The 12,618-nt window shown below is 41.4% G+C and carries 15 protein-coding genes; 3 read left to right on the top strand and 12 right to left on the bottom strand.

What is annotated here, in order from left to right; genetic code table 11:
• Positions 1-54 precede the first annotated feature (54 nt).
• On the bottom strand, positions 55-1,515 hold the full coding sequence (locus JCM21738_RS11265; RefSeq protein WP_023627320.1) for a spore germination protein: 1,461 nt from the start codon (positions 1,513-1,515) through the stop codon (positions 55-57).
• 277 nt (positions 1,516-1,792) lie between these two features.
• On the opposite strand from JCM21738_RS11265, the gene JCM21738_RS11260 reads away from it, so the two are divergent.
• A complete protein-coding gene (locus JCM21738_RS11260; protein ID WP_023627319.1) occupies positions 1,793-2,674 on the top strand; it encodes a hypothetical protein in 882 nt (293 codons plus the stop codon).
• On the opposite strand, the gene JCM21738_RS11255 is transcribed toward JCM21738_RS11260, so the two are convergent.
• The 9 genes from JCM21738_RS11255 to JCM21738_RS11215 all read right to left on the bottom strand — a co-directional run bounded on the left by JCM21738_RS11255 (position 2,646) and on the right by JCM21738_RS11215 (position 9,820).
• A complete protein-coding gene (locus JCM21738_RS11255; protein WP_023627318.1) occupies positions 2,646-4,193 on the bottom strand; it encodes a rhomboid family intramembrane serine protease in 1,548 nt (515 codons plus the stop codon). The genes JCM21738_RS11260 and JCM21738_RS11255 overlap by 29 nt on opposite strands.
• Before the next feature lie 137 nt (positions 4,194-4,330).
• Positions 4,331-4,528: a protein YqgO gene (yqgO, locus tag JCM21738_RS11250; protein ID WP_023627317.1), complete on the bottom strand. Its 198-nt coding sequence runs from the start codon at positions 4,526-4,528 to the stop codon at positions 4,331-4,333.
• Between the two features lie 165 nt (positions 4,529-4,693).
• Positions 4,694-5,644 (bottom strand): L-lactate dehydrogenase, encoded by a 951-nt coding sequence (locus tag JCM21738_RS11245; protein WP_023627316.1) that lies wholly within the window; start codon positions 5,642-5,644, stop codon positions 4,694-4,696.
• A 298-nt stretch (positions 5,645-5,942) separates the two neighbouring features.
• Positions 5,943-6,608: a DUF92 domain-containing protein gene (locus JCM21738_RS11240; RefSeq protein WP_052019652.1), complete on the bottom strand. Its 666-nt coding sequence runs from the start codon at positions 6,606-6,608 to the stop codon at positions 5,943-5,945.
• Positions 6,598-7,167 carry a 5-formyltetrahydrofolate cyclo-ligase gene (locus JCM21738_RS11235; RefSeq protein WP_023627314.1) on the bottom strand — a complete coding sequence of 190 codons (570 nt, stop codon included), beginning with the start codon at positions 7,165-7,167 and terminating at the stop codon, positions 6,598-6,600. The genes JCM21738_RS11240 and JCM21738_RS11235 overlap by 11 nt, the downstream gene beginning before the upstream one ends.
• Before the next feature lie 159 nt (positions 7,168-7,326).
• The gene (rpmG, locus tag JCM21738_RS11230; protein ID WP_023627313.1) at positions 7,327-7,476 is read right to left on the bottom strand and encodes a 50S ribosomal protein L33; all 150 of its coding nucleotides are present in this window, start codon (positions 7,474-7,476) and stop codon (positions 7,327-7,329) included.
• Positions 7,477-7,615: 139 nt separating this feature from the next.
• Complete coding sequence (locus JCM21738_RS11225) at positions 7,616-8,170, bottom strand: hypothetical protein (RefSeq protein WP_052019650.1); 555 nt, start codon at positions 8,168-8,170, stop codon at positions 7,616-7,618.
• Positions 8,136-9,380: a glycosyltransferase family 4 protein gene (locus tag JCM21738_RS11220; RefSeq protein ID WP_023627311.1), complete on the bottom strand. Its 1,245-nt coding sequence runs from the start codon at positions 9,378-9,380 to the stop codon at positions 8,136-8,138. The genes JCM21738_RS11225 and JCM21738_RS11220 overlap by 35 nt, the downstream gene beginning before the upstream one ends.
• Positions 9,377-9,820: a DUF4912 domain-containing protein gene (locus tag JCM21738_RS11215; protein ID WP_023627310.1), complete on the bottom strand. Its 444-nt coding sequence runs from the start codon at positions 9,818-9,820 to the stop codon at positions 9,377-9,379. Before JCM21738_RS11215 ends, JCM21738_RS11220 begins: the two co-directional genes overlap by 4 nt.
• Positions 9,821-10,146: 326 nt before the next feature.
• Between JCM21738_RS11215 and JCM21738_RS11210 the strand changes: the two genes are divergently transcribed.
• Positions 10,147-10,521 carry a hypothetical protein gene (locus JCM21738_RS11210; RefSeq protein ID WP_023627309.1) on the top strand — a complete coding sequence of 125 codons (375 nt, stop codon included), beginning with the start codon at positions 10,147-10,149 and terminating at the stop codon, positions 10,519-10,521.
• Positions 10,518-10,994, top strand: coding sequence for a hypothetical protein (locus JCM21738_RS11205; protein ID WP_023627308.1), 477 nt, complete (start codon positions 10,518-10,520; stop codon positions 10,992-10,994). The genes JCM21738_RS11210 and JCM21738_RS11205 overlap by 4 nt, the downstream gene beginning before the upstream one ends.
• 93 nt (positions 10,995-11,087) lie before the next feature.
• On the opposite strand, the gene phoU is transcribed toward JCM21738_RS11205, so the two are convergent.
• Both phoU and pstB read right to left on the bottom strand, forming a co-directional pair.
• Positions 11,088-11,747, bottom strand: coding sequence for a phosphate signaling complex protein PhoU (gene phoU / locus JCM21738_RS11200; RefSeq protein ID WP_023627307.1), 660 nt, complete (start codon positions 11,745-11,747; stop codon positions 11,088-11,090).
• A 31-nt stretch (positions 11,748-11,778) separates the two neighbouring features.
• A complete protein-coding gene (gene pstB, locus JCM21738_RS11195) occupies positions 11,779-12,603 on the bottom strand; it encodes a phosphate ABC transporter ATP-binding protein PstB (protein ID WP_023627306.1) in 825 nt (274 codons plus the stop codon).
• Between the last annotated feature and the right edge of the window lie 15 nt (positions 12,604-12,618).

Genomic DNA, 12,618 nt, shown 5'->3' with positions numbered 1-12,618 from the left:
AAATTTTATAGTTTCCTAAACAATAAAAAAGCAGCAAGCGCTGCTTTTTTATTTTTACCGATCTGGATCCTGCGGTTTAAGGATCCGCGGCCTTCTGTTCTTTAATGGAATTGGAGACCGAACGAGCACGTCACGGAAGGCCCGCGGGTTGAACGGAATGAACGGCCACAGGTACGGTACCCCAAAGGAATTCATTCTTGCAAGCAAGATGATGAACAAGACGACCCCAATTAGGAATCCGTACAGCTGGAATGCTGCAGTCAGTACTAACAGGAATATCCTTACGAGCCGGTTAGCCAGGCTCATTTCATAACTTGGTGTTGCAAAAGTTCCAATTGCCGCAATCGCAAGGTAAAGGATGACTTCATTCGTCAGCAGGCCCACTTCGACTGCCACTTGCCCAATCATCAGGGCGGCGACAAGTCCAAGCGCGGTTGCCAGGGAGGTTGGCGTATGGATGGCGGCCATCCTGAGCACATCGATTCCTATTTCAATCAGGAAGAACTGAAGAAATAACGGGATTTGCCCCGGATCATTCGGACCGATAAATGTCAGCTTCTCCGGAAGCAATTCTGGTTTGACCGCGAATAAATACCATAAAGGAAGCATGAACAAGGATGCCCATACAGCCATGAAGCGTACCATTCTAAGATAAGCGCCGACAAGCGGCTTATTGCGGTACTCCTCGGCATGCTGCAAATGATGCCAGAAAGTTGTCGGCGTAATAAGGACACTTGGTGATCCGTCAACGATAATGCAAACATGCCCTTCATATAAATGTGTTGCCGCGGTATCCGGGCGCTCTGTGTATCTCACAGTGGGAAATGGGTTCCAATGCTGGCCTGAGATAAATTCCTCGATCGTTTTCTCTCCCATCGGCAGTCCGTCAGTATCAATTTTACTGATTGAATCCTTTACTTTCTTGACCATCTCGGGATCGGCAATATCTTCTATGTAACTGACGACTACATCTGTTTGCGACCTTCTGCCAACCTGCATGTACTCCATTCTCAAAGTGCGGTCGCGGATTCGCCTTCTAGTAAGCGCAGTATTGAAGACCAATGTTTCCACGAAACCATCTCTCGAACCTCTTACCACCCTTTCTGTATCCGGTTCCTGTGGCCCGCGCACTGGATAGGTTCTTGCATCAATCAGGATGATTTCGGCCACTCCATCTACCGCAAGCGCTGTAGGACCGGCCAAAACCATATCCGCTACCTTATCAAGGTCATCAGTCGTTTCTACCTCAACATAAGGGATATATGTCTTGACCAGTTTCTTGAGTGTATCAATATCCAGGGCACCAGGCTCAAGCTTCGCAAGCAACTGCATGATATAGAGAAGGATATCGTCCTTTACAAATCCATCTACAAGAAACAAAGCCATTTCTCTGCCGGCGTACTCGACATCCAGCTGGATGACATCAAAACTCTTGCCAATTCCTAGTTCTTCTCTTAAATACTCAATATTTTTTTTCAGATTTTCCTGTACGGGATGCTTCGTTTTTTCTGCCATATTCTAACCAAACACCTTTCGTTAAGGCTCTTTTATAAACTTTGCTGATGCGATCATAAATCTAACTGCGGTCTTGGACCAGGTTAAAATTGAAAGAGCACTTACCATGTAATACAGGAACAGCGATTATGAAATAAGCTGACCAATATTTTCCTGTCCACTTCTTTCACCATCTTAGACAAAAAAACGTAAATACATACTTAATTGCATGTGTTCCGGACAAGTATCATATAGTGGTTATACCGACCTACCAGACAATCTGAAAAGGGTGAGCATAATGAAAAAGTATATTTTTTTGGGAATTAGCGCTTTAGCCATTGCAGTCTCCGCATTGATGATCCAGCTGCAGAACATGAACAGTTCGGAGGAAACGATCACTTTTTTTCCATTGAATGATTCAGTGCAGTACAAGAGCGCGAGCACTTCGTTGACGCTGCAAAAAGATAAAAAAAATGATAAGCATACGATTGATTGGAAGATGCAATCCAGGTTGGACCGGGAGGCATACTTAAGACAGGATATGGGCCTATTGTTCGTTAACGGCCTTTTAAAAGGTAAAACGGCTAAATGGGAGCAGGATACAGCAGATGTATACCAGGAAGACTTCTTTTCAAATGGGGAAAGCACAAGGTATGACGCCATCACTTTTCATTACTCCGAACTGCATGGTGACGGCGACAGAATCACAAGCGCTCAAAGGATGTCTGATGACATGCTATATGTGATTGATTCTCCTTTCAGCCCACTTCAATCCTTCTCTATCGCTAAAAGCAAGCAAGAGAAGGAATGGAAGAATGTCCTGGATAAGAGTGTAAGTAACACACTGAATAAAAGCTTGAACAAGGCCCAAAAGACATATGGGTTTAAAGCTTCGAATTATATTGCTGTACCTCTCGATACAATCAGACAATACGAAGATCAGCCTTTAAAAGGTTTCACACAAAAGGAAACTGCCAATATTGTTGGAAAGCTATGGGAGGGATTATATAAGAATTATTACCTAGGCATAAAAAAAAGCGATGGCACTGTCGTTAATCCTGTTGACAGTACCATGCCTTTGATTTTGGTTTCTAATGATAAGAGCCACCTGCTGGTGGTAATACAAACTGACTCTGGCGAGAGCATCGTACTCAAGCAGCTTCTTCAAGGTAATAATTAATCTGCTCCAGTGTTTTTCGGTAGCTATCCTGCCCAGGATTTAACTCTACCGCCTTTTCAGCATAAGTTTGGGCTTTCGTGAGATCCTTTTCATCAAAATAAATCAATGCCAGATTGTAATATGCTTCATGGAAGTCAGGAGCGATATCAATAACCTTAAGAAGATTACTTTTAGCATCCTCAAGCTGACCCAGCTTGATTTCGGTAAATGAAAGCATGAATAATGATTCTGCCGAGAGTGTCTCCAACTGGCGATAATCATTAAGCAGCTCATTTGCCTGCTCATACTCTTCCGCTTTAATATGCTGTTGCGCAAGCACCAATATCGATCTTTCATCTACTAAATTTGCTTTGCCGCTAAAACCATACTGCAAGGAGAAAAGAACTGCCGCAACTGAAACAACCAGGAATCCCCCTTGAAGCAATGGACGTTTCTTTTTAGGAAGGTGGAAAATACCGGCTGATGCAAATCCTCCGGCAAGGCCTCCTATATGTCCAGCATTATCGATTCCAGGAATCGTAAACCCAAAAGCAAGGTTGATTCCAAGCACAATAAGAATATTCAGTCCCAATGTGCGCCAAAACAGTCTAGGTTTGGCGACACCAAAATAAAGTAAGGCTCCGAAGCATCCAAAGATCGCGCCGCTCGCTCCTGCTGAAAGATTTGGACTGAAAATGAAGCTGGCCAGTACACCGGCGAAGCCAGAAAAAATATAAATAAACAAAAACCGCAAGTTGCCGTAAAGTCGTTCAACCATCGTCCCTAAGTAATATAAAGCGAGAGTATTCATGAATAGGTGGAGCATTCCAATGTGGATGATAATCGGTGTGAAAAACCGCCACCATTCCCCCTCAAGTATAAGCGGGTTGAATTTTGCACCAAATTTTATCAACGTTGACGTATCCGTGCTTCCTCCCGCTGCCTCAAGTACCAGAAACATCAACACCTGTACCGCAATGAATAGATAGGTGAAAAAAGGCTTCCCATAATTAAATATCGACTGTTCTTCCTTAGCACGACTAACTGCACTGGAAAGAGTATTTTTCCTTATAGAATCTATATCATCCACTGAGAATTCGTCTGCTAAATCAATCTCGATGTTACCATCAATCCTATTTTCTATTTTCCTTAAGGCTTCTGATGCATTTGCCCGATCCACTAAAATGGACTCAATAGTTACCTTGCCATTTTCAGAAAGGGTCGGTTCCGCGATTCTAAACTCATAATCGTCTACTGGGGGATACGCACTAAAGTAAAGGTTAAGAATCTTTAACTCTCCTTTAGCAAGTCTTCTGCGGATTCTGTCTCCATTCTCCGCAATCATCTCGAGATCCCTGAGCAGCCAGTTGCTCCAATCAAGATTATAATGCAGCAGGCGAACAAGCTGCGTATTCTTGTTTTCTGTTTTTTCCAGCCATAGCTCTCCTTGACCCTGGGATAGCTGTAGGATACGATACTCCTTCTTCACAATCAGGAATTCCGTGACCTTCCAAAACAAATACTCTTCCAAAAAAGCCAACTTCTCCCCTACTTTCCTGCTACGGTCCAGCATTTAATATGTATTTATTTTTTCCTCTATAAAATTATTATAAACTAAAGAACCATTAGCAAGATAACAAGAGCTCTATAAACAGAAAAAGACCCGACAAGGTCTTTTTACTGAAACTCCGAAGGTCCTGAGAATAATGAATCCATCATTTTGCTTCTGATACCAGGCAGACCCATGATTGATCCCACTGCCACCCGGCGCAAAAACCTGTTGCCAAGAAGCATATTCATGACACGGTACCTGTTCTCAAAAACAAAATAGCCTGCAAGACCAAGCATGAAAATCGAAATTATCTTCCTTCCCATATAAATCCCTCCCTTTTTATTTTGGGAATAAAACCAATTTTTTATCCACTCATCTTTAAATATCCATTCCAAAAGATGTATATATTTATATAGAAAAAAAGTGTACAAAGTTTATAATTTTTAATACCAAAAAAGGGGCTGCATTTGATCAGCAGCCCGTTCTTCTTATCCCTTCATGACAGGTTCCATTACTTTTCTCAATACTTCTACAGAATGGTCAAATTTCTGTTGTTCTTCTTCATCCAGGGAGAGCTCGACGATTTCTCTGATCCCGTTGCGGTTGACGATAGCTGGAACGCCGATATAGATATCGTCGTGACCATATGCGCCGCTAAGGTGGGCTGAGACGGTAAGGATCGAATTCTCATTTTGGAGTATCGCTTTAGTTAATCGGACAAGACCCATGGCGATTCCATAATAGGTGGCTCCTTTACGCTGGATGATATGATACGCAGCATCACGCACATTCGTGAAAATCTCTTCCAGGTCATCATGTTTAAAATGTTCCTGATCTTTCATCATTTTGGCGATGGGCTTTCCACCTATGTCAGCATGGCTCCATACAGGCAATTCAGTATCACCATGCTCACCTATAATATAGGCATGTACGTTTCGAGTATCTACTTTAAAATAATCTCCAAGCAAGAATCGGAATCTTGCAGTATCAAGGATTGTCCCCGAACCAATGACTCGTTCCTTTGGCAATCCAGAGAATTTCCATACAGCATATGTAAGGATATCAACAGGGTTTGTCGCGACAAGGAAAATTCCGTCAAAACCGTTGGCCATGATTTCATCTACAATGCTTTTAAAAATTTTCGAGTTTTTCTCTACAAGATCCAGCCTTGTTTCTCCTGGCTTTTGATTGGCACCAGCACAAAGCACCACCAAATCCGCGTCCTTGCAGTCTGCATATGAACCAAACCAGATTTTCGTCTGGGAAGGAGCAAACGCCATTCCGTGATTCAAATCCATAGCGTCCCCTTCTGACTTGTCCTTATTGAGATCAACAAGCACTAATTCTTCAGTTACACCCTGATTGACCATCGCAAATGCATAACTTGAACCAACGAAGCCTGTTCCGACCAAAACAACACGGTTTACATGATTTTTCATGCGTATACCCCCTTGAATTTTTTCTTTTCAATTAGATTGTACGTTGTTTATCGAATTTAATGTATCGCTTTTAAATTAAGGAAACGTTATCATTATAAACATTTTGTTACATTTCGATTCTTATTGTTTTCTTAGAATGCTGCCATCCTGTTGACCACGGTACATCTGATTTAAACTTAAAGGGTGTTATATAAAGCCATTCCCATAATAGCCGCTGTCAAACATGAGATAAAGTTTACGACGTCGTTGTTGATCCGGGTAAAACCAGAAACCTGTTTGGTTGGCAGGTTGCAATGGGTTAATTTTTCAGTAAAAAGATTGCAGCGTACGCATTTAAATCCTCCCTGAATATAGCTCCAAACAGCGTATCCAGCAACGCCCCGGTTACACCGAAAAGAAACACTGACAATATCCATCCAACACCTTCACCGAATAGATAACCGCCGATTAAAGCAATTAACAAGGAGCCAGCTGCTGAAGCGGCTGTTCCAAGTCCAGATATTGCTCCAGAGGTTCCTCGCGGCACCCTTTTGAAGGATTTGATCGATACCGGCTGCTGTCTGCTTAGCACACCAAGTTCTGACGCCCAGGTATCTGCATTGGCACTGGCAATGGAAATCGCAAGTACAATGATCCAAACTGGATCCGGAGAAATAAAATGTGCAAGACCTGCAATTGCTGCAGTTCCCCCATTTGCTGCTACCTGGGCCCAATCCCTTGCTGCTCCTTTTTCATGCAACTCTCCGAGGTGTTCCTTCATCTTGCTTTTATACCTGGACAGGAAGCTGGAAGTGAGAAAGAAAACTCCCATTAAAAAAAGCCCCTTTAAACCAAAACCTGCCCATATGGACATCCCAGTCAAAAAAGCAGCCACAGCTCCCGATGGTTTTAAAAGCTGAAAATATCCTGAAGCAGCTGCAAATAATGCAATAAATCCAATTACCAAGAGCTGGTCAATCTCCAATGGCGATGACTCCTTCGCTGGTGATTATTTTTCCAACCGGGATATCATGACTTTCAATCGGAATATCAGAAATGATCTGGTCTTTAAATGCCAAAGAAATCGTTTTTCCATGATAGTTTTCCAGAAAACGGTCATAGTATCCTCCACCGAACCCGAGCCTGTATCCGTCTTTATTAAAAGCGAGTCCAGGAACGATTACTAAATCAATCTCTTCAGCGCTCACAGTATTCGTTTCTGAAACTATAGGCTCTAGCAAACCATAAAAGACGGATTCAAGTTCAGAGAATCGCTTTAGTTCCCTGAAGTCCAGTCTCCGTGTCTTCGGCTCGCATTTTGGAACAATCATCCTTTTTCCCTGCTCCCATCCCTTCCTGATAATTTGGAAAGTATCAACTTCTGGAGCTTTCGATACGGTGATCGCGACTGTTGAAGCTTCCATCCATTCGTCAGTTTGAAAAAACTGCTGTGCAATCTTATATGATTGATCTTCGTATTGTGGCAGGCTAAGCTCTGATAGTTTTGCTTTTATGGACTTTCTAAGATTTTTTTTTGCATCCATCCGTCTTTCCCCCAAACATCCTGAGTACTATATCTATTTTTTTATTAGCACCATTCAGTAACTCTCCATGTATAAACAATACCATTACTTCCAGCAAGCGAGAAATGAATTATGTGATTTTTAGACAAACAAAAAAGCAGCTGGGAAAAATCCCGCTGCTTATTTTGTTTCACGATGTAAAGTTGCGCGCTTTTCTCTTGAGCAGTATTTCTTAAGCTCAAGACGATCTGGGTTGTTACGCTTATTTTTTTTAGAAATATAGTTGCGCTCTCCGCATTCTGTGCAAGCTAATGTAATATTTACACGCATGTAATTTCCCTCCAAACTATTCTAGCTAGGTTCGTGCATACGACTTTTCTATAATATCACTTTTTGTCGGGAATTGCTAGTGTGTTTTTTAAAAGCATTTCATTCAGATGAACTACCATATTTTTTTCATTTCCTTCGATCATCCAGCAGCTGCTTTTTTGTGTTTCACGAGGACCCAATTGCAAATCGAGCGAGAAAAGGCTGGCCGCAGATCCCTTTGCCATTGCTGATAATTAAGCTTCCCTGATTTCCTGCAATTCCAGAGTCGTTCAGTGCTCACATTCCATAATGGCTGAACTGTACACTGTTTCATCCTGCCATTGCTATTCCAACCGTTTACGAGGTAGATTCTTTTATCTGCAAAGTGAAAGATGACATCTTCATTGGGTGATACAAAGCTGAATTGTTCATTAACACTATCAGCATGGCGCTGCATCAAGATTAATTTCGCTTCTTTGCTGACTTTTGAATGGTTCGTCACATAAAGATTGAAAAATTCCACCCTGGAATGAACATCTGCCTGTTTAATTTTAATCGATAAATCTTCCTGGGGCAAAAGTTTCTCAGTCACATTCCCAAGCCAATATACTTTTCCATTGAGCCATATGCCAGGACTAAAAATCATTGGTTTCCTGCTGTATTCAAAGTTCTCTTCATTGTCATTGCCGATTCTGAGATAAGCATCCGTCTTCATTAATAGCCTCCTTATGGCAATAGTTTGAAATCGCTCTTATATATAGTGTATCTGTTGCCTCTGCATTTCGTTCCCAGCTGAATTTCTCATGAACTGAAATCATACCGTTTCGGCCGATTCCCTCAGCGCGGGCTTCATTTTCAAGAATCCAATTAATGATGTGGACGAGGCTTTTTTCATTTCCTGGCTGCATATAGAATCCGGTTTTAAAATCCTCAATCAATGTTTGCATTCCTCCGGTTTTCGCGACGACTGTCGGGACACCAGCGGAAAGTGCCTCAGCAGCGGCAAGACCAAATGGTTCATAGCTGCTGGCAAAAACCGCCGCATCTGCTCTTTTCATTAAACTGGAACGGATTTCTTCATTAACGAATCCTATAAAATTGACGAACCCATCCAGTCCCATCTCCACAACCTTTTTCCTATACCCTTCTAATAATGGCCCATTTCCCGCTACTACAAAGCATAGTTCCTCAGCTTTATGTTTCAGTTGGTCTGCAGCTTCAATCAAGGTTTGAAATCCTTTTTCCGCAACGATTCTTCCTATTGAGAAAACCAATTTCTTGCCGGAGATGAACGGATATAACTCTTCGATATTGAAAACATGTTCTTCCACTTTTTCGGATAGAGCTCCATTAGGGATCACTGTAATCTTATTGTTGGGGACTTTAAATAATGAGATGACCTCAGCTTTCATAAAATCACTGCATACAATGATTTCATCTGCTGAATGGCAAAGTTCATTCTCTTTCCTGGATATAAATTGCTGAAGCTCGGTGAAAATCCCTTTATTACGGCCGAATTCCGTGCCATGAATCGTTGCAATTAATGGGATGCCCAATGTTCTGCTGATAAAGTCTGCTGCTGGTCCTGTCATCCAGTCATGGGTGTGAACAGCATCAAATTCGATATGTTTTGCAATACCCAAAGCTTCTTCAATGACTGCAAGATTCAATCCTGCCATCCAGGAAAGGAAATCAGGATCCATATCATTAATAGGATTTACCCGGTGGATATGGACAGATCCTTGCTTTTCATATTCTTTACTATCAAAGGGTTTACTCGTTAAAACATGAATTTCCTGATTACAGTTTGCAAGTTCAGTTGTCAGTGCATGCACATGTCTCGCAAGCCCGCCTACTATATGAGGTGGATATTCCCATGAGAGCATCAGGATGTTTTTCTCTTTTTGATTCAGGCTAACTTTCACTTAAGGATGCTCCCTTCAAGATTTTCATAATATGTGTAGGTGCTTACCTTTCCGGACCACCCAGGTGAAAGAGGTTTGGACGATTTTAGCTGTTTATCGTTATGCCGGATAATAGAATTTGACTTTAACAATGGGAAAAATGTCTCTGTGCTTCGTTTAATCCCCAGTTCAACATAGTAATTACATGTTGGTTTAATCCCCTTGAACAGCCAGCTTGACACTCCTTGACGAAGTACGACTTCATGGAGGACTTCCCTGGAATCATTCTCATATATGCGCAGAGTCCTGATGAGCTGTTCTTCAGGCATGTAAAAATATTCGCAAATGAACCGCACCTTTTCATCCTGGAGCTCCCAGTAGACAAATAGCTTGCCAGGTGTAAGGATTCTCGCAACTAAATGGTCCTGGAGCTTGTTAATGTAATGATTCCTCTCCCCCACGATGCACCCCCAAATTAATCATTATATTAATGAAATTGATAATATAATCGTTAAATTTATGTTAGCATGTTCGTCTGCCAGCCACAATGAACGCAAATTGTCGTAATTTGCAGATAGCTGGTGCTCTACGCAGAAACGTTCAATTATTTTTCCATAGTCTTTTAGAATTACAAATATGGCGGGGATTCGACAGTCTTTACAGCGATTGGAAATCATAATAAGACAAAACTATCATTTTTTTCAAAAAAAAATATAAATCGAATTTTCCTACCCTGAATGGTAAACTAATTCTATGTGTTCTATTAACAGCTCGGGAGGAATAACAGATGGGCTACATAATCATCAGTCTTTTTGTCCTGGCCGCGCTTCTTTTCGCAATTTCTTTCTTTTTGAAAGATCCATATAAGGAATTGCGCGAAGAAATCGACCAGCTGACAATCCAGCAAATCCAGGATCTATACCAGATCAAGAAAAAGCTTAAGGTACTGGAGGAAGAATTGCTCGTAAATGATACACCACTGGAAAAGCAATCCTCATTCAATTCTGGCAAAATCCAAATCCACGATATCATAAAAAACCAGGTATGGTCCCTTGCCCAGCAAGGCATGGATATAAACCAAATTGCAAAGCTATCATCACTAACAAACAAGGAAGTCCAGGAAATCATTAATGAATTTGTTGATAAAGGACAGATCGTATGAATAAACGAACAGCGCAAGCATTCGCATTAGGACTTATTTTTGCAGCGATTTTCCTCTGGGCAGGCAGCAGCGTGATTGCTGAAAAAGAACCAGAGATGAAAGTTAACGTTTCAGATGCCAAGAAGATACTCGAAGAAAAAGGCTATAAGGTGTTGAGCAGCAGCGAGTTTGCCAAGCTTAACGAGAAAAAAGCAGAAGTTGTAAAAGAAGAAAAACCAAAAGAAGAAGTTCCTGCTGAAAAAGTAGAAGAAGTTAAAGAAGAACAGAAATTCACCCTCATAATCGCCAGTGGTATGTCACCCGGTGATGTCGCGACAATGCTAGCAAGTCAGGGAATCATCGACGACGAATCCAAATTTGAGCGATTTCTGATTGATCAGGGTTACCATACAAAGGTACAGATTGGCAAGTACGAACTAAAAAGCGGCCTTGATTATCACCAAATCGCGAAAATCATCACGAAAAATAGGTAACGAATTAAGACCCTCTTTACTGGAGAGTCTTTCTCTTTGTACTGTTTAAATAATCATGGAAAAAGGAGCAGGGATTCCCTGCTCCTTAATTGTTTATTGATTTAGATCATATCTCTTACCTTTTACGAGGTAAAAGACGTTTTCAGCGATATTTGTTACGTGGTCTGCTGAGCGTTCGAGATAACGGCTGATAAATGAGAGCTGAGTGATTTGCGCCAGCTGCTCAGGCTTCGTTTGAGCTAGACTCAAAAGTTCTTTGATTGTCTCTCCATAAAGGTCATCAACCTGATCATCCATTTGCGCAACCCGCCGCGCTTTGGCGAGGTCCTCTTCATTATAAGCCTCTAATGACAACTTTAACATTTCAAGTGAGATTTGATGCATCTGCTTGATATGCTCAATCGGCTTTACAAGAGGCTCTTTCCCGATCCTGATCGTCGATTTCGCGATGTTAACTGCAAAATCCGCCATTCTTTCAATGTCAGTCGCAATCTTGATTGCAACAATTAACCTTCTTAAATCCACAGCCACAGGCTGCTGCTTGGCAATCAAAAGAATAGCAAAATCATTGATTTCCTCTTCAAGAAGGTTAGCGTTCGCGTCATCTTCAAGAATTTTTAAAGCAAGTTCAATATCTTTTTTTTCAAGGGCTTCTAGAGATTGGTTAAGCGCATTGACTGCAAAGTTCCCGAGTTCCAGCAACTTTTCGTGCAATATCTTCAGATCTTCATCAAACTTACCTCTAACTACCATACATCATCCATCCTTCCACTGAAATAATCAATTAACCGAAACGTCCAGTAATATAATCCTCTGTTCTCTTGTCAGATGGATTTGAGAAAATCTTATCAGTTTCAGCAAACTCAATGACTTCTCCATTCAGGAAGAATGCAGTTTTGTCAGAAATACGTGCAGCTTGCTGCATGTTATGGGTTACGATAATAATGCTAAAATCTTTTTTAAGTTCCTGCACCAGTTCCTCAACCTTCAATGTCGAAATTGGATCTAAAGCAGAGGTAGGTTCATCCATCAGTATTACATCTGGTTCGATTGCTAGGGCGCGAGCAATACAAATACGTTGCTGCTGTCCCCCAGAAAGGCCATATGCGTTTTGATTCATTCGGTCTTTTACCTCATCCCAGATGGCGGCTCCTCTTAAGCTTTTTTCTACGATTTCATCTAAGATTTTCTTATCACGGATTCCATGGATTTTTGGCCCATAGACGATATTATCATAGATGGATTTTGGGAATGGATTCGGTTTCTGGAATACCATCCCTACTTTAGTACGCAGTTCTTCAACTGTGTATGATTGATCCAGAATGTTTCTGCCTTTGTATCTGATTTCTCCAGAGGTCTTTACTCCTGGCACAAGCTCAATCATCCTGTTAAGAGTTTTAATGTATGTAGATTTACCACAGCCAGAAGGACCAATTATAGCTGTAACTTCTTTTTCAATAATATCCAGGTCTATATTTTTCAAAGCATGGTTGTCACCATACCATAAGTTTAACTGTTTTGTACTATACACGATGTTTTGTCCAGTTGGGTCGCTAATTTGATCTGATGTAAGATTTTCTTCCGTCTTTTTGCTGATTGTAGTACTCATTGAAAAGCCTCCTTC

This window comes from Mesobacillus boroniphilus JCM 21738 (assembly GCF_000517385.1).
Lineage (GTDB): Bacteria > Bacillota > Bacilli > Bacillales > Cytobacillaceae > Mesobacillus > Mesobacillus boroniphilus.
This window is presented reverse-complemented; position numbering and strand designations above follow the sequence as displayed.